The organism is Gottfriedia sp. S16(2024) (assembly GCF_050473765.1).
GTDB lineage: Bacteria > Bacillota > Bacilli > Bacillales > Bacillaceae_G > Gottfriedia.
In genome coordinates, this window is sequence record NZ_JBFLUO010000001.1 from 1225909 (window position 1) to 1250219 (window position 24311).

The 24311-nt window shown below is 40.1% G+C and carries 11 protein-coding genes and 5 rRNA genes; 2 read left to right on the forward strand and 14 right to left on the reverse strand.

All coding sequences use genetic code 11. The features are described from left to right. Positions 1 to 18: 18 nt before the first annotated feature. From AB1282_RS05895 to dnaA, 14 genes are all read right to left on the reverse strand, one after another. Positions 19 to 2956: ribosomal RNA gene (locus AB1282_RS05895) — 23S ribosomal RNA — on the reverse strand. A gap of 152 nt (positions 2957 to 3108) precedes the next feature. Then, positions 3109 to 4659: ribosomal RNA gene (locus AB1282_RS05900) — 16S ribosomal RNA — on the reverse strand. Together the 16S and 23S rRNA genes form the textbook arrangement of a ribosomal RNA operon. A gap of 318 nt (positions 4660 to 4977) precedes the next feature. Next, complete coding sequence (locus tag AB1282_RS05905; RefSeq protein WP_429898693.1) at positions 4978 to 6045, reverse strand: HAMP domain-containing sensor histidine kinase; 1068 nt, start codon at positions 6043 to 6045, stop codon at positions 4978 to 4980. Beyond that, positions 6042 to 6716 carry a response regulator transcription factor gene (locus AB1282_RS05910; protein WP_056468422.1) on the reverse strand — a complete coding sequence of 225 codons (675 nt, stop codon included), beginning with the start codon at positions 6714 to 6716 and terminating at the stop codon, positions 6042 to 6044. The genes AB1282_RS05905 and AB1282_RS05910 overlap by 4 nt, the downstream gene beginning before the upstream one ends. 23 nt (positions 6717 to 6739) lie before the next feature. Further along, on the reverse strand, positions 6740 to 8497 hold the full coding sequence (locus tag AB1282_RS05915) for an ABC transporter ATP-binding protein (RefSeq protein WP_429898694.1): 1758 nt from the start codon (positions 8495 to 8497) through the stop codon (positions 6740 to 6742). A gap of 158 nt (positions 8498 to 8655) precedes the next feature. Further along, positions 8656 to 8771 (reverse strand): 5S ribosomal RNA (rrf, locus tag AB1282_RS05920). Positions 8772 to 8826: 55 nt separating this feature from the next. After that, positions 8827 to 11764 (reverse strand): 23S ribosomal RNA (locus AB1282_RS05925). Positions 11765 to 11916: 152 nt separating this feature from the next. Beyond that, positions 11917 to 13466: ribosomal RNA gene (locus AB1282_RS05930) — 16S ribosomal RNA — on the reverse strand. Positions 13467 to 14077: 611 nt separating this feature from the next. Next, positions 14078 to 16588: a DNA gyrase subunit A gene (gene gyrA / locus AB1282_RS05935; RefSeq protein ID WP_056467292.1), complete on the reverse strand. Its 2511-nt coding sequence runs from the start codon at positions 16586 to 16588 to the stop codon at positions 14078 to 14080. A gap of 69 nt (positions 16589 to 16657) precedes the next feature. Beyond that, positions 16658 to 18577, reverse strand: a complete 1920-nt coding sequence (gene gyrB, locus AB1282_RS05940; RefSeq protein WP_056467295.1) for a DNA topoisomerase (ATP-hydrolyzing) subunit B — start codon at positions 18575 to 18577, stop codon at positions 16658 to 16660. A gap of 97 nt (positions 18578 to 18674) precedes the next feature. Continuing rightward, positions 18675 to 19796 (reverse strand): DNA replication/repair protein RecF, encoded by a 1122-nt coding sequence (gene recF / locus AB1282_RS05945; RefSeq protein ID WP_429898695.1) that lies wholly within the window; start codon positions 19794 to 19796, stop codon positions 18675 to 18677. Positions 19797 to 19813: 17 nt separating this feature from the next. Beyond that, positions 19814 to 20032 carry a S4 domain-containing protein YaaA gene (gene yaaA, locus AB1282_RS05950; protein WP_098429557.1) on the reverse strand — a complete coding sequence of 73 codons (219 nt, stop codon included), beginning with the start codon at positions 20030 to 20032 and terminating at the stop codon, positions 19814 to 19816. Positions 20033 to 20249: 217 nt separating this feature from the next. Further along, positions 20250 to 21395 carry a DNA polymerase III subunit beta gene (gene dnaN, locus AB1282_RS05955; protein ID WP_056467133.1) on the reverse strand — a complete coding sequence of 382 codons (1146 nt, stop codon included), beginning with the start codon at positions 21393 to 21395 and terminating at the stop codon, positions 20250 to 20252. A 156-nt stretch (positions 21396 to 21551) separates the two neighbouring features. Continuing rightward, positions 21552 to 22898 carry a chromosomal replication initiator protein DnaA gene (gene dnaA / locus AB1282_RS05960; RefSeq protein WP_056467135.1) on the reverse strand — a complete coding sequence of 449 codons (1347 nt, stop codon included), beginning with the start codon at positions 22896 to 22898 and terminating at the stop codon, positions 21552 to 21554. Between the two features lie 745 nt (positions 22899 to 23643). Here dnaA and rpmH point away from each other — a divergent pair. After that, a complete protein-coding gene (gene rpmH, locus AB1282_RS05965; protein ID WP_056467137.1) occupies positions 23644 to 23778 on the forward strand; it encodes a 50S ribosomal protein L34 in 135 nt (44 codons plus the stop codon). Between the two features lie 141 nt (positions 23779 to 23919). Further along, a complete protein-coding gene (rnpA, locus tag AB1282_RS05970; protein WP_056467140.1) occupies positions 23920 to 24300 on the forward strand; it encodes a ribonuclease P protein component in 381 nt (126 codons plus the stop codon). Positions 24301 to 24311 lie beyond the last annotated feature (11 nt).

Below are 24311 nucleotides of genomic sequence, written 5' to 3' on the forward strand. Positions count from 1 at the left end.
ATGTCATTATCAAACTTGTTAGTTAAGTCCTCGACCGATTAGTATCAGTCAGCTCCACGTGTCACCACGCTTCCACCTCTGACCTATCAACCTGATCGTCTCTCAGGGGTCTTACTAGCTTAACGCTATGGGAAATCTCATCTTGAGGGGGGCTTCATGCTTAGATGCTTTCAGCACTTATCCCTTCCACACATAGCTACCCAGCCATGCTCTTGGCAGAACAACTGGTACACCAGCGGTGTGTCCATCCCGGTCCTCTCGTACTAAGGACAGCTCCTCTCAAATTTCCTGCGCCCACGACGGATAGGGACCGAACTGTCTCACGACGTTCTGAACCCAGCTCGCGTACCGCTTTAATGGGCGAACAGCCCAACCCTTGGGACCGACTACAGCCCCAGGATGCGATGAGCCGACATCGAGGTGCCAAACCTCCCCGTCGATGTGGACTCTTGGGGGAGATAAGCCTGTTATCCCCGGGGTAGCTTTTATCCGTTGAGCGATGGCCCTTCCATGCGGAACCACCGGATCACTAAGCCCGACTTTCGTCCCTGCTCGACTTGTAGGTCTCGCAGTCAAGCTCCCTTATGCCTTTACACTCTTCGAATGATTTCCAACCATTCTGAGGGAACCTTTGGGCGCCTCCGTTACTCTTTAGGAGGCGACCGCCCCAGTCAAACTGCCCACCTGACACTGTCTCCGAGCCGGATAACGGCTCTAGGTTAGAATTTCAATACAGCCAGGGTAGTATCCCACCGACGCCTCCACCGAAGCTAGCGCTCCGGCTTCTCAGGCTCCTACCTATCCTGTACAAGCTGTACCAAAATTCAATATCAAGCTGCAGTAAAGCTCCACGGGGTCTTTCCGTCCTGTCGCGGGTAACCTGCATCTTCACAGGTACTATAATTTCACCGAGTCTATGGTTGAGACAGTGCCCAAATCGTTACGCCTTTCGTGCGGGTCGGAACTTACCCGACAAGGAATTTCGCTACCTTAGGACCGTTATAGTTACGGCCGCCGTTTACTGGGGCTTCAATTCAGAGCTTCTCCCGTAAGGGATAACCCCTCCTCTTAACCTTCCAGCACCGGGCAGGCGTCAGCCCCTATACTTCGCCTTGCGGCTTCGCAGAGACCTGTGTTTTTGCTAAACAGTCGCTTGGGCCTTTTCACTGCGGCTCTCCCGGGCATACACCCAAAAGAGCACCCCTTCTCCCGAAGTTACGGGGTCATTTTGCCGAGTTCCTTAACCATAGTTCTCTCGCTCACCTTAGGATTCTCTCCTCGCCTACCTGTGTCGGTTTGCGGTACAGGCACCTATTTCCTCGCTAGAAGCTTTTCTTGGCAGCGTAGAATCAGGAACTTCGGTACTATATTTCCCTCGCCATCACAACTCAGCCTTATGATGTGCGGATTTGCCTACACATCAGCCTAATTGCTTGGACGCGCATATCCAGCAGCGCGCTTACCCTATCTTTCTGCGTCCCTCCATCGCTCAAACGGAAATGAGGTGGTACAGGAATATCAACCTGTTGTCCATCGCCTACGCCTTTCGGCCTCGGCTTAGGTCCTGACTAACCCTGGGAGGACGAGCCTTCCCCAGGAAACCTTAGGCATACGGTGGACGGGATTCTCACCCGTCTTTCGCTACTCATACCGGCATTCTCACTTCTAAGCGCTCCACCAGTCCTTACGATCTAGCTTCAACGCCCTTAGAACGCTCCCCTACCACTGATACCATACGGTATCAATCCGCAGCTTCGGTGATACGTTTAGCCCCGTTACATTTTCGGCGCAGAGTCACTCGACCAGTGAGCTATTACGCACTCTTTAAATGGTGGCTGCTTCTAAGCCAACATCCTGGTTGTCTAAGCAACTCCACATCCTTTTCCACTTAACGTATACTTTGGGACCTTAGCTGGCGGTCTGGGCTGTTTCCCTCTTGACCACGGATCTTATCACTCGTAGTCTGACTCCTATGGATAAGTCATTGGCATTCGGAGTTTGACTGAATTCGGTAACCCGTTGGGGGCCCCTAGTCCAATCAGTGCTCTACCTCCAAGACTCTAACACATAAGGCTAGCCCTAAAGCTATTTCGGGGAGAACCAGCTATCTCCGAGTTCGATTGGAATTTCTCCGCTACCCACACCTCATCCCCGCACTTTTCAACGTGCGTGGGTTCGGACCTCCATTCAGTGTTACCTGAACTTCATCCTGGACATGGGTAGATCACTCGGTTTCGGGTCTACGACCACGTACTATATCGCCCTATTCAGACTCGCTTTCGCTGCGGCTCCGTCTCTTCAACTTAACCTTGCACGGGATCGTAACTCGCCGGTTCATTCTACAAAAGGCACGCCATCACTCGTTAACGAGCTCTGACTATTTGTAAGCACACGGTTTCAGGTTCTCTTTCACTCCCCTTCCGGGGTGCTTTTCACCTTTCCCTCACGGTACTGGTTCACTATCGGTCACTAGGTAGTATTTAGCCTTGGGAGATGGTCCTCCCAGATTCCGACGGAATTTCACGTGTTCCGCCGTACTCAGGATCCACTCAAGAGGGAACGAGGTTTCAACTACAGGGTTTTTACCTTCTTTGACGGACCTTTCCAGGTCGCTTCATTTACCCCGTTCCTTTGTAACTCCGTATAGAGTGTCCTACAACCCCAAGAGGCAAGCCTCTTGGTTTGGGCTATCTTCCGTTTCGCTCGCCGCTACTCAGGAAATCGCTATTGCTTTCTATTCCTCCAGGTACTTAGATGTTTCAGTTCCCTGGGTCTGTCCTCAGTACCCTATGTATTCAGGTAAAGATACTACTCCATTACGAGTAGTGGGTTTCCCCATTCGGAAATCTCCGGATCAAAGCTTACTTACAGCTCCCCGAAGCATATCGGTGTTAGTCCCGTCCTTCATCGACTCCTAGTGCCAAGGCATCCACCGTGCGCCCTTTCTAACTTAACTAATTTTAAAACTAATTGAATTAAACTTACGCAGTTTAATGAATGACATTATCTAGTTTTCAAGGTACAAAGTTGAGAGTGAACTCTCAAAACTAAACAAAACAATGAAGAAACATTTCATACATGAACCATCGGTTCATGATGTCTCCATAGAAAGGAGGTGATCCAGCCGCACCTTCCGATACGGCTACCTTGTTACGACTTCACCCCAATCATCTGTCCCACCTTAGGCGGCTGGCCCCTAAAAGGTTACCCCACCGACTTCGGGTGTTACAAACTCTCGTGGTGTGACGGGCGGTGTGTACAAGGCCCGGGAACGTATTCACCGCGGCATGCTGATCCGCGATTACTAGTGATTCCGGCTTCATGTAGGCGAGTTGCAGCCTACAATCCGAACTGAGAATAGTTTTATGGGATTAGCTCCACCTCGCGGTCTTGCAACCCTTTGTACTATCCATTGTAGCACGTGTGTAGCCCAGGTCATAAGGGGCATGATGATTTGACGTCATCCCCACCTTCCTCCGGTTTGTCACCGGCAGTCACCTTAGAGTGCCCAACTAAATGCTGGCAACTAAGATCAAGGGTTGCGCTCGTTGCGGGACTTAACCCAACATCTCACGACACGAGCTGACGACAACCATGCACCACCTGTCACTCTGTCCCCGAAGGGAAAGCCCTATCTCTAGGGTTGTCAGAGGATGTCAAGACCTGGTAAGGTTCTTCGCGTTGCTTCGAATTAAACCACATGCTCCACCACTTGTGCGGGCCCCCGTCAATTCCTTTGAGTTTCAGTCTTGCGACCGTACTCCCCAGGCGGAGTGCTTAATGCGTTAACTTCAGCACTAAAGGGCGGAAACCCTCTAACACTTAGCACTCATCGTTTACAGCGTGGACTACCAGGGTATCTAATCCTGTTTGCTCCCCACGCTTTCGCGCCTCAGCGTCAGTTACAGACCAGAAAGTCGCCTTCGCCACTGGTGTTCCTCCAAATCTCTACGCATTTCACCGCTACACTTGGAATTCCACTTTCCTCTTCTGCACTCAAGTTTCCCAGTTTCCAATGACCCTCCCCGGTTGAGCCGGGGGCTTTCACATCAGACTTAAGAAACCGCCTGCGCGCGCTTTACGCCCAATAATTCCGGACAACGCTTGCCACCTACGTATTACCGCGGCTGCTGGCACGTAGTTAGCCGTGGCTTTCTGGTTAGGTACCGTCAAGGTGCCAGCTTATTCAACTAGCACTTATTCTTCCCTAACAACAGAGCTTTACGACCCGAAGGCCTTCATCGCTCACGCGGCGTTGCTCCGTCAGACTTTCGTCCATTGCGGAAGATTCCCTACTGCTGCCTCCCGTAGGAGTCTGGGCCGTGTCTCAGTCCCAGTGTGGCCGATCACCCTCTCAGGTCGGCTACGCATCGTCGCCTTGGTGAGCCGTTACCTCACCAACTAGCTAATGCGCCGCGGGCCCATCTGTAAGTGATAGCTAAAAGCCATCTTTCAATAAAGGAACAGGAGTTCCTTTATGTCATCCGGTATTAGCTCCGGTTTCCCGAAGTTATCCCAGTCTTACAGGTAGGTTGCCCACGTGTTACTCACCCGTCCGCCGCTAACTAACGGGAGCAAGCTCCCATTAGTCCGCTCGACTTGCATGTATTAGGCACGCCGCCAGCGTTCGTCCTGAGCCAGGATCAAACTCTCCATAAAAGTTAAGTTTAAATCTTGTATTGCTCAAAAAACTAATAATTGACGTTTACTTCATGTTTTGTTTAGTTTTCAAAGTTCACTTTGTCGCTTTTTCTCTTAGCGACTTATATTATAATAACATATTCAAGTTTGTTTAGTCAACAACTTTTTTATATTATTTTCTTGCCTCATTTATTGGTTTAATGTGACAACGTTTAATAATATACCATGATGCTTTTATGATTGCAATAACTTTTTAATAAAAAAAAGATAATGTTTTTCATTATAGAAAAAGAGTAGTTAACTTTACTAAACTCTATTTACTACAATGAAAAACCATTACTCTGCTATTACAGGTAATTCAACTACAAATAGTGACCCTTTACCGATCTCACTTTTTACATAAACAATTCCATTGTGCATATCGACAATTTTCTTTACGATTGATAAACCTAATCCATTTCCACTAGTTGTCCTGTCTCTTGATTTATCTGCTTTATAAAATCTTTCAAATATATGCACTTGATCTTCTTCAGAAATACCTATTCCAGTATCTTGAATTTGTATAACTACCTTGTCACTATCTTGTATAGCAGAGATAAATAGATCCCCATCGTTAGGAGTAAACTTTATACTGTTTGTAATTAAATTCATCCAAACCTGATTTAAAAGAGCCTCATCTCCAATAAAGTCAATTTTACCAAGATCAACATGCATATTGATTTTTTTTTCTAGTATCTGGGGTTCGCAGCTTAACAATGAGTACATAAGTTGGCTATTTAACGAAAAACTGTTCTTTTCTATTGGCTGGCTTTGTGATTCTAGTGAAGTTAGCTTTAGAAGATTATCGCTAAGCTTCGATAATCTTGTACTTTCATACTCAATTATATTTAAATATTGCTCTCGCTCATCTAACGGTAATTTTTCATTTTGTAATACTTTAGCAAAACCTTTAATAGATGTTAAGGGCGATTGAATTTCATGTGAAACGTTAGATATAAACTCTTGTCGCATGTATTCCATTTGATCTAAATTCTTTGCCATATGGTTAAAGCTGTCTATTATCTCTCCTATTTCACCACCAAATGCATTCCTGAACTTTTCAAGATCTACTGATACTTTAAACTCTCCCCTTGAAATACTTCGAATTGCCTGCATTATTTCTTTTACCATTTTCATTTGCTTTGGATGATGAAACATTCTACCAAATACGGCTCCTCCGAGCATTAATAATAGAAAGGTTAAAAAAGTATTTATGATTTGTTTCGTTAAATCTGATAAATTAGTGAGCTGATGTTCATAAAAGTAATTAGTAGAATAGTGAACAATTACGCTTCCAATTGTTATTGCAGTCGTTAATAATAATATAGCTCCTATAACATCTCTAATCTTTTTCAGTACCTTCACTTTAATAGCTCCATTCGATACCCTAATCCCCATACAGTAGAAATTTTAAAACCAAATTCTTTCTCGGGAAATCTTTCCCTCAATCGCTTTATATGAACATCTACAGTTCTTTCATCCCCTGCATAATCGAATCCCCAAATGTTTTCAATTAATTGTTCCCTAGAATAAGTCCTTCCTAAAGAGCTCGCTAAAGTAAATAAAAGCTCTAACTCTTTCAATGGCATATTGATTACTTGGTGATCATTTAGAACTTTGTAATTACCGTGGTCTATTGTTAAATTTCCTATTTGAACAATTTTAGATGAAGATATTTTTGATCTTCTTAACAAAGCTTTTACTCGAACAACCAATTCGACTGGTTCAAATGGTTTTACGATATAGTCATCGGTCCCTAATTTAAACCCTCTAACTTTCTGTTCGGTTTCACCTTTTGCGGTTAACATAATTATAGGAAGATCATATTCATTGCGTATTTCTCGACAAAGCTCGAATCCGTCCATTTTAGGCATCATTAAATCTATCATTAACATATCTATTTTCTTATCTTCAAAAACACTAATTGCTTCAATACCATTTGTAGCCTCAAAAACAGTAAACCCCTCATCACGAAGTAAAACATTTAATAGTTTTCGAATATGTGGATCATCGTCTACGATTAAAATACTAGCCATAAAGACACCTTCCTTCAATTTAATTACACCGCACTGTTTACCCTTAATTGCTGATCTGCAAATTCTCTGTACATTAAATGATTACTATATAATTCATCATGTGTTCCAATACCAGTTATTTTCCCTTTATCTAAAAATACAATTTGATCCGCATCTATAACTGTTGAAAGACGATGAGCAATAATTAAAGTAGTTCTCCCTTTCATTAAATTGGAAAGTGCATTTTGTACAACTAATTCGGACCTACTATCAAGATTGGAAGTTGCCTCATCCAACATTAATAATTTAGGGTTTCTTAATAAAGCCCTCGCAATACCTATTCGTTGTCTTTGACCACCAGATAGTTTTATACCTCTTTCTCCAACCTCTGTATTAAAACCTTCAGGTAAGTCATTAACAAATTGATCAACATATGCCATACCCGATACATAAGCCAATTCTTGATCAGATATATCCCTTTTAATTCCATAGCAAATGTTATCTCTAATTGTACCAGCAATTAGAGGACTTTCTTGTGCAACATAACCTATTTGTTTTCTCCAGCTTTCTAAATTGAAACTATTAATTGGATTATTTCCAATTGTTATTTCTCCATCTTTGGGAGGATAAAATCGTTCAATGAGTGAAAATAACGTTGTCTTTCCACTGCCGCTTGGCCCTACAATAGCTGTAACTTTACCTGGAGGAATCACAAAATTAAGGTTTGTTAACATCTCTTCTTCTTCCTTATATGCAAAATGTAACTTATTAATATTAATTGGTAAATTCATATCAACTTCATCTTTTCCAACTTGATAATCTTCTTCTTCTAGTTCTAATATACTAATCATTCTTTCAGTAGCACCTTTTGTTTTTTGAAGCTCAGTAAAGAAATGTGTAATTTGTGTCACTGGGAAGATAATTTGAAATAAATATAGTATATAAGCTACTAATGCCCCTGCAGTTATTGCACCTGACGAGACCCTAACCCCGCCATATCCAATAATAACTACTAAAATAAGCATCAATACAAAGGAAACAATTGGTCCAATTAGAGAATGTAATTTCCCTTCCTTAATACCGAAAGATAATAAATTATTAATTCCCTTGTTTCCATTTGTAATTTCAGTACTTTCTGCATTCGAAACTTTTACTAATCTAATCTCCGAAAAAACTTGGCTTATTAATGAAGTGAATTTTGCCGTTTCATCTTGAGTTGCTTTTGATAATTTTGACATTTGTTTTCCAATAGGGATAAATATTAAAGCAATAACAGGTATAATACTAAAAGTTACTAATGTCATTCTCCAATCTAATACTAGTAGTAATATAAAAGATCCAATAATTGAAATGATTCCTGTTAAAAAGTTTGTTATATGTTCTGTTATTAACCCTTTTAAAATTGCTGTGTCATTCGTAACACGACTAACATTATCTCCAGTCTGAGTCTCATCGAAATAAGATATTGGAAGTACTATCATTTTCTTCCACAATCTGTGTCTTACATTGGCAACAACTGTATTTCCCACTCGACTAAGCAGATAGATAGAAGCTGCTGATGAAATGGCCTGTATGACTAGTACCGCAACAAAAACCGCTATTTGTCCTGCACTTAAGGATGCTAATGAAAAACCATCTACAAATTTCTTTGTTAGTAAAGGTAATAGTAACCCGACTAAAGTAGTGGCTACGCTTAATAATACGCCTATTGCAAATAACCATTTAGGCGGGTTTGCATTCTTAATTAAAGAGATAAAATTTCTCCAGTCACTTTTTTTATTTGAATTAGTTTCTTCTCTCATATCTTTACTCCTTACACTTACTATTTTTTTATCTACTTTACCTTTAAAATTTACAACTAAAATATGAATAAAGAATGAACTAAACTGTATTATTCCTCTTAAATATTATCTTTTATAACGCAAAAAAAACATCAGCCTAATAGCTGATGTTTTTGGTTACCAGGCGACGTTCTACTCTCACAGGGGGAAACCCCCAACTACCATCGACGCAAAAGAGCTTAACTGCCGTGTTCGGTATGGGAACGGGTGTGACCTCTTTGCCATAATCACCTGATTTATAGAGTTGTACTTCGTACCCTCAAAACTAGATAATGTCATTATCAAACTTGTTAGTTAAGTCCTCGACCGATTAGTATCAGTCAGCTCCACGTGTCACCACGCTTCCACCTCTGACCTATCAACCTGATCGTCTCTCAGGGGTCTTACTAGCTTAACGCTATGGGAAATCTCATCTTGAGGGGGGCTTCATGCTTAGATGCTTTCAGCACTTATCCCTTCCACACATAGCTACCCAGCCATGCTCTTGGCAGAACAACTGGTACACCAGCGGTGTGTCCATCCCGGTCCTCTCGTACTAAGGACAGCTCCTCTCAAATTTCCTGCGCCCACGACGGATAGGGACCGAACTGTCTCACGACGTTCTGAACCCAGCTCGCGTACCGCTTTAATGGGCGAACAGCCCAACCCTTGGGACCGACTACAGCCCCAGGATGCGATGAGCCGACATCGAGGTGCCAAACCTCCCCGTCGATGTGGACTCTTGGGGGAGATAAGCCTGTTATCCCCGGGGTAGCTTTTATCCGTTGAGCGATGGCCCTTCCATGCGGAACCACCGGATCACTAAGCCCGACTTTCGTCCCTGCTCGACTTGTAGGTCTCGCAGTCAAGCTCCCTTATGCCTTTACACTCTTCGAATGATTTCCAACCATTCTGAGGGAACCTTTGGGCGCCTCCGTTACTCTTTAGGAGGCGACCGCCCCAGTCAAACTGCCCACCTGACACTGTCTCCGAGCCGGATAACGGCTCTAGGTTAGAATTTCAATACAGCCAGGGTAGTATCCCACCGACGCCTCCACCGAAGCTAGCGCTCCGGCTTCTCAGGCTCCTACCTATCCTGTACAAGCTGTACCAAAATTCAATATCAAGCTGCAGTAAAGCTCCACGGGGTCTTTCCGTCCTGTCGCGGGTAACCTGCATCTTCACAGGTACTATAATTTCACCGAGTCTATGGTTGAGACAGTGCCCAAATCGTTACGCCTTTCGTGCGGGTCGGAACTTACCCGACAAGGAATTTCGCTACCTTAGGACCGTTATAGTTACGGCCGCCGTTTACTGGGGCTTCAATTCAGAGCTTCTCCCGTAAGGGATAACCCCTCCTCTTAACCTTCCAGCACCGGGCAGGCGTCAGCCCCTATACTTCGCCTTGCGGCTTCGCAGAGACCTGTGTTTTTGCTAAACAGTCGCTTGGGCCTTTTCACTGCGGCTCTCCCGGGCATACACCCAAAAGAGCACCCCTTCTCCCGAAGTTACGGGGTCATTTTGCCGAGTTCCTTAACCATAGTTCTCTCGCTCACCTTAGGATTCTCTCCTCGCCTACCTGTGTCGGTTTGCGGTACAGGCACCTATTTCCTCGCTAGAAGCTTTTCTTGGCAGCGTAGAATCAGGAACTTCGGTACTATATTTCCCTCGCCATCACAACTCAGCCTTATGATGTGCGGATTTGCCTACACATCAGCCTAATTGCTTGGACGCGCATATCCAGCAGCGCGCTTACCCTATCTTTCTGCGTCCCTCCATCGCTCAAACGGAAATGAGGTGGTACAGGAATATCAACCTGTTGTCCATCGCCTACGCCTTTCGGCCTCGGCTTAGGTCCTGACTAACCCTGGGAGGACGAGCCTTCCCCAGGAAACCTTAGGCATACGGTGGACGGGATTCTCACCCGTCTTTCGCTACTCATACCGGCATTCTCACTTCTAAGCGCTCCACCAGTCCTTACGATCTAGCTTCAACGCCCTTAGAACGCTCCCCTACCACTGATACCATACGGTATCAATCCGCAGCTTCGGTGATACGTTTAGCCCCGTTACATTTTCGGCGCAGAGTCACTCGACCAGTGAGCTATTACGCACTCTTTAAATGGTGGCTGCTTCTAAGCCAACATCCTGGTTGTCTAAGCAACTCCACATCCTTTTCCACTTAACGTATACTTTGGGACCTTAGCTGGCGGTCTGGGCTGTTTCCCTCTTGACCACGGATCTTATCACTCGTAGTCTGACTCCTATGGATAAGTCATTGGCATTCGGAGTTTGACTGAATTCGGTAACCCGTTGGGGGCCCCTAGTCCAATCAGTGCTCTACCTCCAAGACTCTAACACATAAGGCTAGCCCTAAAGCTATTTCGGGGAGAACCAGCTATCTCCGAGTTCGATTGGAATTTCTCCGCTACCCACACCTCATCCCCGCACTTTTCAACGTGCGTGGGTTCGGACCTCCATTCAGTGTTACCTGAACTTCATCCTGGACATGGGTAGATCACTCGGTTTCGGGTCTACGACCACGTACTATATCGCCCTATTCAGACTCGCTTTCGCTGCGGCTCCGTCTCTTCAACTTAACCTTGCACGGGATCGTAACTCGCCGGTTCATTCTACAAAAGGCACGCCATCACTCGTTAACGAGCTCTGACTATTTGTAAGCACACGGTTTCAGGTTCTCTTTCACTCCCCTTCCGGGGTGCTTTTCACCTTTCCCTCACGGTACTGGTTCACTATCGGTCACTAGGTAGTATTTAGCCTTGGGAGATGGTCCTCCCAGATTCCGACGGAATTTCACGTGTTCCGCCGTACTCAGGATCCACTCAAGAGGGAACGAGGTTTCAACTACAGGGTTTTTACCTTCTTTGACGGACCTTTCCAGGTCGCTTCATTTACCCCGTTCCTTTGTAACTCCGTATAGAGTGTCCTACAACCCCAAGAGGCAAGCCTCTTGGTTTGGGCTATCTTCCGTTTCGCTCGCCGCTACTCAGGAAATCGCTATTGCTTTCTATTCCTCCAGGTACTTAGATGTTTCAGTTCCCTGGGTCTGTCCTCAGTACCCTATGTATTCAGGTAAAGATACTACTCCATTACGAGTAGTGGGTTTCCCCATTCGGAAATCTCCGGATCAAAGCTTACTTACAGCTCCCCGAAGCATATCGGTGTTAGTCCCGTCCTTCATCGACTCCTAGTGCCAAGGCATCCACCGTGCGCCCTTTCTAACTTAACTAATTTTAAAACTAATTGAATTAAACTTACGCAGTTTAATGAATGACATTATCTAGTTTTCAAGGTACAAAGTTGAGAGTGAACTCTCAAAACTAAACAAAACAATGAAGAAACATTTCATACATGAACCATCGGTTCATGATGTCTCCATAGAAAGGAGGTGATCCAGCCGCACCTTCCGATACGGCTACCTTGTTACGACTTCACCCCAATCATCTGTCCCACCTTAGGCGGCTGGCCCCTAAAAGGTTACCCCACCGACTTCGGGTGTTACAAACTCTCGTGGTGTGACGGGCGGTGTGTACAAGGCCCGGGAACGTATTCACCGCGGCATGCTGATCCGCGATTACTAGTGATTCCGGCTTCATGTAGGCGAGTTGCAGCCTACAATCCGAACTGAGAATAGTTTTATGGGATTAGCTCCACCTCGCGGTCTTGCAACCCTTTGTACTATCCATTGTAGCACGTGTGTAGCCCAGGTCATAAGGGGCATGATGATTTGACGTCATCCCCACCTTCCTCCGGTTTGTCACCGGCAGTCACCTTAGAGTGCCCAACTAAATGCTGGCAACTAAGATCAAGGGTTGCGCTCGTTGCGGGACTTAACCCAACATCTCACGACACGAGCTGACGACAACCATGCACCACCTGTCACTCTGTCCCCGAAGGGAAAGCCCTATCTCTAGGGTTGTCAGAGGATGTCAAGACCTGGTAAGGTTCTTCGCGTTGCTTCGAATTAAACCACATGCTCCACCACTTGTGCGGGCCCCCGTCAATTCCTTTGAGTTTCAGTCTTGCGACCGTACTCCCCAGGCGGAGTGCTTAATGCGTTAACTTCAGCACTAAAGGGCGGAAACCCTCTAACACTTAGCACTCATCGTTTACAGCGTGGACTACCAGGGTATCTAATCCTGTTTGCTCCCCACGCTTTCGCGCCTCAGCGTCAGTTACAGACCAGAAAGTCGCCTTCGCCACTGGTGTTCCTCCAAATCTCTACGCATTTCACCGCTACACTTGGAATTCCACTTTCCTCTTCTGCACTCAAGTTTCCCAGTTTCCAATGACCCTCCCCGGTTGAGCCGGGGGCTTTCACATCAGACTTAAGAAACCGCCTGCGCGCGCTTTACGCCCAATAATTCCGGACAACGCTTGCCACCTACGTATTACCGCGGCTGCTGGCACGTAGTTAGCCGTGGCTTTCTGGTTAGGTACCGTCAAGGTGCCAGCTTATTCAACTAGCACTTATTCTTCCCTAACAACAGAGCTTTACGACCCGAAGGCCTTCATCGCTCACGCGGCGTTGCTCCGTCAGACTTTCGTCCATTGCGGAAGATTCCCTACTGCTGCCTCCCGTAGGAGTCTGGGCCGTGTCTCAGTCCCAGTGTGGCCGATCACCCTCTCAGGTCGGCTACGCATCGTCGCCTTGGTGAGCCGTTACCTCACCAACTAGCTAATGCGCCGCGGGCCCATCTGTAAGTGATAGCCGAAGCCATCTTTCAATAAAGGAACAGGAGTTCCTTTATGTCATCCGGTATTAGCTCCGGTTTCCCGAAGTTATCCCAGTCTTACAGGTAGGTTGCCCACGTGTTACTCACCCGTCCGCCGCTAACTAACGGGAGCAAGCTCCCATTAGTCCGCTCGACTTGCATGTATTAGGCACGCCGCCAGCGTTCGTCCTGAGCCAGGATCAAACTCTCCATAAAAGTTAAGTTTAAATCTTGTATTGCTCAAAAAACTAATAATTGACGTTTACTTCATGTTTTGTTTAGTTTTCAAAGTTCATTTTGTCGTCCGTATCTCTTGGCGACTTCTATATAATAACAAATCTAACAACCCAGGTCAATAGTTTTTATAATATAATTTCAAAAAAAAATAAAACAGTACGTTTCACTAAATTTCCCTTCAACTTAAGCATTTTATCTTCTCACCTAAAGTAATACAAATCATGGAGATATACTAACCAAAATAGTTTTAATAAAACTGTATACTATATAGTAGAAAGTATTTCAGGTGCTTACACGATTTAACTTGATTGATCGTAGTTAACTTAAAAAAACACTGTACTATAAGTGAAAATACCAACCAATTTGATTAGCTCCAAAATTGTCTGATTAATGCTAAGCTTCATTAAGCGCACGGATATTTGGCAATCTCTTTTTTGATTTTTATTTAAATAAGATGTGCACTTAAGGATACATTTTGTTTTATGAAAGAATCAATTATTCTTTCACTCGATTCTCTATGTTTAACACATCCGTATACAATCAAAAAAAGAGAGAACCTACTTGTTCTCTCTTTACTAATCACTGCTCTATTATTCTTCTGTTGTTTCAATATCATCTTCGTTTTCTAGAGTCGTTAATTCTTCAGCTTCATTTTCAGCTTCTTCATCAATTTCCTCTTCTTCTTTCGCGGCAATTGCTACAGTCGCAACATGACCTTCTTGATCAAGTTTAATTAATTTAACACCTTGAGTAACTCGACCTAAACGAGAAATTTGTTCAATTGGCATACGGATTATTACACCAGACTCAGTAATTAACATTAAATCCTGTTCGTCACTTACACATTTTAATGAAATCATTTTACCGTTTTTGTCTGTAACATTAAGTGTTTTTAACCCTTTACCGCCACGACTTTGAATTCGGTATTCTTCCTGTGCAGTTCGCTTACCATAACCTAGTTCCGTAACAACAAGAATATCTAAGTGCTCTTCAACAACTTCCATTCCAACAACATAATCATCATCAGAAAGAGTAATTGCTTTAACACCTGTTGCCGTTCTTCCCATCGATCTAACATCGTCTTCATTAAAACGAATCATCATACCTTTTGAAGTACCGACAACGATATCTTTTGTTCCGTCAGTTAAACGTACCGATATTACATCATCATCTTCTTTTAAATTAATTGCAATTAAACCGTTAGTACGAATGTTTGCAAAGGCAGATAAAGGCACACGTTTTGCTATTCCTTGTTTTGTTGTAAAGAATAGGTACCAATCCTCTAAAAATTCACTTACTGGAATAATAGCGTTAATATTTTCATCTCGGTCAATTTCTAGTAAGTTTACGATCGGTAATCCTTTAGCTGTACGACTAAACTCTGGAATCTCGTAACCTTTTGAACGGTATACTTTTCCCTTATTCGTAAAGAATAAAATTGTATCATGTGTTGAAGGTGTTAGTAAGTGTTCTAAGAAGTCATCATTATTAGTACCCATTCCTTGAATACCACGTCCACCTCTACGTTGAGATCGGTAAGTAGAAACTGGAAGACGTTTAATATATCCATTATGAGTTAAACTTACAATGATATTCTCCACTGGTATTAAGTCTTCATCTTCAATGATTTCTAGTCCTCCAGGAACTATTGCTGTTCTTCGTTTATCATTATACTGCTCTTTTAGCTGAGTTAATTCTTCTCGAATAATTTCAAGAACTCTTTCCTCATCAGCAAGAATTGCTCTTAATTCTGCAATTAACTTGATTAGTTCTTGATATTCTTCTTCAATTTTCTCGCGCTCTAAACCAGTTAAACGTTGTAACCTCATATCTAGAATTGCTTGAGCTTGCTTTTCAGATAAGTTAAAAGTTTCCATTAAGCCATGTTTAGCGATTTCTCCCGTTTGAGAAGCTCTAATTAAGCTGATTACCGCATCTAAATGGTCTAAAGCAACTTTTAAACCTTCTAAAATATGTGCACGCGCTTCTGCTTTTTCTAACTCAAACTGTGTTCTACGTTTAATAACAACAATTTGATGGTCTAAATAGTGTTTTAAACAGCTCTTTAGAGATAGAACTTTTGGTTCACCATTTACAAGTGCTAATAAATTAATACCAAAACTTGTTTGAAGAGCAGTTTGTTTATAAAGATTATTTAAAAGTACATTTGCGTTCGCATCTCTTCTAACTTCAATGACAACACGCATACCATTTCGATCAGATTCATCACGTAAATCAGTAATACCTTCTATTTTCTTATCTCGAACTAGTTCAGCAATTCGTTCAACAAGCTTAGCTTTGTTTACTTGATAAGGTAATTCTGTAACAATAATTGTTTGTCTACCATTTGCTTTTTCTTCAATTTCAACTTTTGCTCTAATAATGATCGAGCCTTTACCAGTTTCATAGGCCTTACGGATACCACTTTTACCTAGAATCATACCTGATGTAGGAAAATCTGGTCCTTGAATATATTCCATTAAATCTTGTGTAGTGATTTCTGGATCTTTACTTAGTGCAAGAACACCATCAATTACTTCACCTAATTGGTGCGGAGGAATATTCGTTGCCATACCAACCGCTATACCCGTTGCTCCGTTTACCAACAAGTTAGGGAATCGTGCAGGAAGAACGATTGGCTCTCTTTCTGAACCATCATAGTTATCTTGATAATCAATTGTGTTTTTATTAATATCACGAATTAATTCCATCGAAATTTTAGACATTCTAGCCTCTGTGTAACGCATCGCCGCCGCTGCGTCTCCATCAACTGATCCAAAATTCCCATGGCCATCTACTAACATATATCTGAAGTTAAAGTCCTGAGCCATACGTACCATTGTTTCATATACAGCAGAGTCACCATGCGGGTGATACTTACCAATAACTTCACCTACGATACGCGCTGACTTTTTATAAGCTTTATCAGCTGTCATACCTAAATCATTCATTGCATATAAAATTCTTCTATGAACAGGCTTAAGGCCGTCTCGTACATCTGGTAACGCTCGAGAAACAATTACACTCATTGCATAATCTAGGAAGGAATTACGCATTTCATGACTAATATTTATTTCTTTAATTTGTTGATTTTCACTCAACATCGGCACCTCCCTTTAGTTTCCGTATCTACCTGAGAAAAGGAGCATAAAGCTCCTTACAAATACTTGTTAAATATCTAAATTCTTTACATACTTAGCGTTATCTTGAATAAAGTTACGTCTTGGCTCTACTTTTTCACCCATTAATGTTTCAAACGTTTCATCCGCTTCGATCGCATCTTGAAGGTTAACTTGCAGTAACGTTCTAGTTTCTGGATTCATTGTAGTTTCCCATAACTGTTCAGGGTTCATTTCACCTAGACCTTTATATCGTTGGATAACAGGTTTTGGTACTGCATTTAAAGTCGACATAATCTCATCCATTTGTCGATCATTATAAGCATATTGTATTTTTTTCCCTTGCTGGATCTTATATAAAGGTGGTTGAGCAATATAAATATAACCACTTTCAATGATTTGACGCATATAACGATATAAGAACGTTAACAATAAAGTACGGATATGGGCACCATCAACATCAGCATCCGTCATCAATATAATTTTATGATACCTTGCTTTCTCGATATCGAAATCATCACCGATTCCGGTACCAAAAGCAGTAATCATTGAACGAACCTCGTTATTTGATAAAATTTTATCAAGTCGAGCCTTTTCAACGTTAATAATTTTTCCACGTAAAGGAAGAATTGCTTGGAAGTGACGGTCTCGTCCTTGTTTAGCACTTCCACCCGCTGAATCACCCTCAACGATATAAATTTCGCTAATAGAAGAATCTTTTGAAGAACAATCAGCTAATTTCCCAGGTAAACTTGATACTTCTAAAGCACTTTTTCTTCTTGTTAATTCACGAGCCTTTTTAGCAGCAACACGAGCTCTAGCCGCCATTAAACCTTTTTCAACTATTTTTTTAGCCTCTGTCGGATTCTCTAATAAAAACTTTTCAAGTTTCTCTCCAAAAATTTGCTCTGTAATTGTACGAACTTCACTATTACCCAGCTTAGTTTTTGTTTGTCCCTCAAACTGTGGATCTGGATGTTTAATAGAAACGATCGCCGTTAACCCTTCACGTACATCCTCACCAGATAAGTTGCTATCTTGATCTTTAATTAAACCATTCTTACGACCATAATCATTAATAACACGAGTTAAAGCTGTTTTAAATCCAACCTCGTGTGTACCACCTTCGTGTGTATTAATATTATTCGTGAATGAGTAGATATTACTTGTATAGCTTTCGTTATATTGAAGTGCAATTTCTACACTAATTCCATCTTTTTCACCAATAACAAAAATTGGTTCGTCATGTATTACTTCTTTAGAACGATTTAAATGTTCAACGTAAGATTTAATTCCACCTTCGTAATGGAATTCTTTCTTTTGTTTATTTTCTCTACGATCTTCAATTGTTAAGCGAATACCTCTGTTAAGGAATGCTAATTCTCTTAAACGGTTTGCTAATGTATCAAAGTCGTAAACTGTCGTTTCAGTGAAAATTTCTGAATCAGGTTTAAAATGAGTAATTGTACCTGTAACATCAGTTTCACCAACGATACTCATATCTGCAACCGGTATACCTTTAGAAAATTGTTGATAATAAATAGTACCTTCACGATGAACGTGAACTTCTAGCAAAGTAGACAACGCATTTACTACTGAAGCACCTACTCCGTGTAATCCACCAGATACTTTATATCCGCCACCGCCAAATTTTCCACCTGCATGAAGTACCGTCATAATTACTTCTAGTGCAGGTCTACCCATTTTTTCATGAATACCTACTGGAATCCCACGGCCATTATCTTTAACAGTAATACTATTATCTTCTTCAATTGTTACATTAATCTCGTCACAGTATCCAGCCAATGCTTCATCTATACTGTTATCAACGATTTCCCATACTAAGTGATGTAATCCTTTTCCGCTCGTAGAACCGATATACATACCCGGTCTCTTACGTACGGCTTCTAAACCTTCAAGAACTTGTATCTGATTTTCATCATAATTATGTTCTTGCATCTTTTGATCCATTGTCATGAACACTCACCTACTTTTTTTATTTTACATAAAAGAATTAGTAAATTTCAGCTATGCTTATTAGGCGGCGTAGTAGAAATTTCATAAATTATTATCGAGAAGTACTTATAATTGTTCCATGTGAAACATTTATAATATTAGCTTGTTTTATCGTTTCGTGCTGAATTCCGTCGACACTTGTTGTTGTGACAAAAGTCTGTACTTTATTTTGAATTGCATTTAATAAGTGTGTTTGACGATAGTCATCTAGCTCTGAAAGAACATCATCTAATAAAAGAATTGGATATTCTCCAACTTCCTCTTTAATTAGTTCAATTTCTGCTAGTTTTAATGAAAGAGCTGTTGTCCGCTGCTGTCCTTGCGATCCAAAAGTTTGAACGTTTTTATCATTTACCATAAAAACTAAATCATCTCTATGCGGACCAAGCAATGTAGTACCTCTTGATACTTCACGCTCTTTTTCAGCTTCGAATTGTTTTATGTACTCATCTTCCATTTTCGTCAAATCTGTTAAATCTGATACATTAATGCTTGGTTTATATATAATTTCTAGTTTTTCGGTCTCTCTAGAAATTTGACTATGAATAGGCGATGCCCAATCCTGTAGTAATTTGATGAACGAAATTCGTTTTTGAATTATTTTTACGGCATGTTTTACAAGCTGAGATGTTAGGACTTCAAGCATTAAATAGTTCCGATCTCGGCTGGTTTGTAATGTTTTTAGTAGTGAATTTCGCTGTTGGAGGATTCTCTGGTATTGACTTAATTCATGTAGGTAAACAGGCGAAACTTGTCCTAGTTCCATATCTAGGAATTTACGACGCACTTGCGGACTACCTTTTACTAAATGTAAATCTTCCGGTGCAAACATAACGACATTCATCACGCCTATATATTGACTTAACTTCATCTGTTCAAGATGGTTCAGCTTTGCTTTCTTACCTTTCTTTGAGAGGATTAGCTGTAGTGTTACTTGCTGATTTTTTTTCTGTAACGTACCCTTTATTGTACCATATTCTTCATCCCAACGTATCATTTCTTTGTCGTTACTTGTTCGGTGGGACTTTGTTAAAGCTAGCACATAAATGGATTCCATTAAATTTGTTTTACCTTGAGCATTCTCACCAATAATGACGTTAACATTATTTTGAAAGTTTAACTCAAGGTTTTCATAATTACGGTATTGTTTTATTTGTAAATCTTTAATATACAATGGGATTCCCCCAAAACTTATGAAGTTATAATATACGAACCTTTTCCAGTTATAGAAATTGTATCATTTAAAACTAATTTTTTTCCTCTTCTATTCTCAGGTTCATTGTTTACAAAGATTTCATGCTCTGATAAAAACCATTTAGCCATTCCACCTGTATCAATTACACCCGCAAGCTTTAAAAATTGACCTAATGTAATATAATCTGTATTTATTTTAACTTTTTCTGTTTTCATCTTTTATCACCCTCATTTATCCATTCCTTAATTGTACTAAACTTCTGTAAGAAAAAAAACACTTAACCCTTATTTTGTCTATTAAGTAAAAAAAGACTGACCTCAATGTACTATGCACTCCCCAAACAAGTTGTAGAATAAATTCTTTATTCATTCTGCTCGTTGGAGATTGCTAGTACATTCTATTAGGTCAGCCCCTTTCGATAGAATTTACTAACTAGTATGTGCGAACTGGTAAAATTAATTGCAATGTTCTTGAATCATTTACAGTACGAATTAAAAATGGTCTCATAGCCCCTGTGAATTGAATATAAATTTCTGGGCTTTCTATTGCTTTTAATGCATCCATAACATATTTTGCACTGAAAGAGATTTTTAACTCTTCACCTTTAATATCCTCACAAACAATTTCATCTACTACTTTACCGATTTCAGGAGAATAAGAAGAAACATTGACTAATGAGTTACCAACTGTTTCTAAGTGGACAACATTATTTCTACCTTCTCTCGCTAATAAAGAAGCACGATCAATTGCTTGTAGGAATTCTTTTGTCATTACAGTTAGTTCCGTTTTACTTTCACTTGGAATTAACTTTGATGTATCAGGATAATTCCCTTCTAGTAATCGAGTAAAGAACAATAGATGTTTAGTCTTAAATAAAGCTTGATGTTCTGTTAAGACGATCTCTACTTTTTCATCATTGTCATCTAGAATTTTACTTAATTCATTTAGACTTTTCCCAGGAATTACTACGCTAGCTTTAAATTCACTTGTTGTAGAACTTCCGTCAATTTTAGCTTGTCTTAAAGCTAGTCGGTGACTATCTGTCGCTATACACGTTAGATCACCATTTTCAATCTTCCAGTTTACACCGGTTAAAATTGGTCTAGTCTCTGAAGTTGATACTGCAAATACTGTTTGACGAATCATAAACTTTAATAAATCTGCAGAGATCGAAATTGTTTCATGTTCTTCAATTTGAGGAAGTAGTGGATATTCCTCAGAATCAAAACCATTTAAGCTAAATTCAGTTTTTCCCGCTCTTATTGTTGTTACATAATTATTATCAGATTCTAATTCGACAAAATCTGAAGGTAATTTTTTTACAATATCACTAAAATATCGAGCATTTAATACAATGCTTCCAGTTTGTTTTACATCAACTAGTTGTTGATCATCTAAAACTATTGGTAAATAAGATTCTATAGATATATCTGAATCACTACCTGTGAAAGTTAATCCTTCAGTTGTAACGACTAATTTAATTCCAGTTAAGATTGGAATAGTTGTTCTTGATGAAACAGCTCTCATAACTTCTTGTACAGCTTTAACAAGATGATCTTTTTGTACCGTAAATTTCATTGTTTGTACTCCTTATATAATTTATAAAATAATATAGTAATAGTAGTAGGGCCTGTGAATTTGTGGATAACTATATTTTAGTAAAGAAAAATAAGTCTATCAACATGTGGATAGACTGTGTAAAAAAGATAGAAAGTTATGCACAGGTAAATAACTCTACTGATTTAATTTTTCATTGATTTCTTTAACTTGAGATTGCAACTGTGTGTCAGTTTCAATTAATTTTGAGATTTTTTCATGCGCATGAATAACAGTTGTATGATCTCGGCCTCCAAACTCTTCTCCTATTTTAGGTAAAGAATGGTCTGTAAGCTCTCTCGAAAGATACATTGCAATCTGTCTTGGGAAGGCTACGGATTTTGTACGTTTCTTTGCTTTAAAATCCTCTAATTTAATACTAAAAAATTCTCCAACTGTTCGTTGAATATCGTGTATTGATACTGTTTTAGGCTTCGTCGCAGTGATTAAATTCTTTAAGGCTTCAGCGGCCACACTAGCGTTTATATCTTTGTTAATTAACGATGAATAAGCGACTACACGAATAAGTGCTCCTTCTAACTCACGGATGTTTGTATCAATTTGATTTGCTATATATAACATTACCTCATTTGGAATATCTAACCCCTCAGCCTTAGCCTTTTTACGTAAGATCGCTATCCTAGTTTCTAAATCTGGTGGTGTAATATCTGTAATAAGGCCCCATTCAAATCGTGAACGAAGTCGATCTTCTAATGTAGGAATTTCTTTAGGTGGTCGGTCACTTGAAATAATGATTTGTTTACTTTCTTCATGAAGTGTATTAAACGTATGGAAAAATTCTTCCTGTGTTTGTTCTTTTCCAGCTAAGAACTGAATATCATCTATAAGTAGCACGTCTACATTACGATACTTATTTCTAAATTCAATTGCTTTATTATCACGAATTGAATTAATGAACTCATTTGTAAATTTTTCTGATGATAAATAAACGACTTTGGCATTTGGATTATGCTCAAGTACATAGTGTCCAATTGCGTGCATTAAGTGGGTTTTTCCTAACCCAACGCCCCCATATATAAATAATGGGTTATAGGCTTTTGCAGGTGCCTCAGCAACCGCTAATGATGCCGCATGGGCAAAACGGTTACCTGAACCAATTACGAAAGTATCAAAAGTATATTTAGGGTTTAACATACTTTGGTTGAACTCTACTGGTTCCTCAAATTTTACTTTTGCTTTAACTGCCGGTATATTCATCTCTATTTCTTCTACATGATTTTGAGGAAGGATAAATTTGATTTCTAATTCCGCTCCAGTTATTTCTAAAACTGTATCCATTATTAAAGATGAATACTTTGACTCAAGCCAATCACGGGCGAATTCATTTGGCGCAATAATTGTTAAAGTATCATTCTTTAAAGAAAATGCCTTTGTTGATTTTAGCCATGTTTCAAAGCTTGGTTTACTTATTTTTTTTTCTATTTCTGCTAGAACCCTGGACCACAGATCCCCTATATTCTCCAAGCGGTAATCCCTCCTTACAAAGCCTGTTCAACTTTTGTACAAGCACATAAATTAAGTATTTATTTTTATTCATGTCTTTGAATATGCGTTATTTTATAAAACTGCAAAAAACCACTTTATTTGACAGTATTCACCCATGTGGATAACTTTAAAATAGTACAAGTGTAAAACCTGTCCACAAGTTATTAACATCTGTGGACAAATAAAAATAAAAAACAAGTTGTCCAAAGTGGAAAACAAATTAATAATATCAAAAATCTTAAGCTATTTCAATGAGTAGTTAATGTTATCCACATGCTAATCCACTTGTTTAAAAAAATTGTCCACAGAAAAAGAACTTGTGTAAAAGTTGTCAGTAACCATTGTGGGTAAAAAATGTGTAGAAAAATATTATCCACAGAGCACTTAACAATTTTAAGAAAAGGGGAAGCACTACTTTTTTATAGATTTTTTTATTCACTTAAAGTTCCGTTCCAAAAAATCTTTCGACACCACATCTTTTGCTCGGATTACTCGTTTATAAATTTTTTGGAGGGAAATGATAGGAGTAAATCACATTTCTTTTATTAAATAAGTAACTATTTATTATTTTTTTCTTACTAAAACTCACTGGATTAGCCACTCTTCATAAATTGGAAATAATTATTCTTTATGATTTAACATCTTACATTGACATTAATAGTAGTTATTCTTTATAATTTATAGGACTGTCTATTACAGTAATTCCTCAGGGAGGTGTCATATAATGAAAAGAACATTTCAACCAAACAAACGTAAACGCAGCAAAGTACATGGTTTCCGTAGCCGTATGAGCACTGCAAATGGACGTAAAGTTCTAGCAGCTCGTCGTCGTAAAGGAAGAAAAGTATTATCTGCGTAGGCCACTGTCAACAGTGGTCTTTTTCACTAATAAGAAGGCCTTTTTTGCTTTTATGTCACAATTTGTAAGTAAAAAAGGCCTCATTTTTTATAAAAAAGTTGTTATGATAATTGAAGGAATCATTTGAGGTGTCAGTGGAACATGAACAAGAAAAACAGAATAAAAAAGAATGCAGATTTTAGTCGCGTTTTTCAAGAGGGATCGTCAACTGCGAATCGGCAATTTGTAATCTATACATTAAAAAAGGAAGATCAAAAGCAATTTCGTATAGGATTATCTGTTAGCAAGAAGTTAGGTAATGCTGTAATGAGAAATCATATTAAGCGGTATATAAGACAAGCTCTTACTGAATTAAGTGATGATCTTCGTGTGAATATGGATTATGTTGTAATCGCAAGAAAGCCCTGTACTGAACTACCCTTCAATGAATTTAAAAAAAGTTTAATTCATGTGTTGAAAAGGGCGGAAGCGCTTAAAATACATGATTCAAAACATAAATTAGATAAAAATCAAATTAAGTAATTACATATTTA

What these genes read in the sequence shown, in the direction of transcription:
- rpmH (WP_056467137.1), top strand. Translation starts at nt 23,644, where the DNA reads ATGAAAAGAACATTTCAACCAAACAAACGTAAACGCAGCAAAGTACAT.
- dnaN (WP_056467133.1), bottom strand. Translation starts at nt 21,395, where the DNA reads ATGAAATTTACGGTACAAAAAGATCATCTTGTTAAAGCTGTACAAGAA.
- yaaA (WP_098429557.1), bottom strand. Translation starts at nt 20,032, where the DNA reads ATGAAAACAGAAAAAGTTAAAATAAATACAGATTATATTACATTAGGT.
- AB1282_RS05910 (WP_056468422.1), bottom strand. Translation starts at nt 6,716, where the DNA reads ATGGCTAGTATTTTAATCGTAGACGATGATCCACATATTCGAAAACTA.
- AB1282_RS05915 (WP_429898694.1), bottom strand. Translation starts at nt 8,497, where the DNA reads ATGAGAGAAGAAACTAATTCAAATAAAAAAAGTGACTGGAGAAATTTT.
- rnpA (WP_056467140.1), top strand. Translation starts at nt 23,920, where the DNA reads ATGAACAAGAAAAACAGAATAAAAAAGAATGCAGATTTTAGTCGCGTT.
- gyrB (WP_056467295.1), bottom strand. Translation starts at nt 18,577, where the DNA reads ATGGATCAAAAGATGCAAGAACATAATTATGATGAAAATCAGATACAA.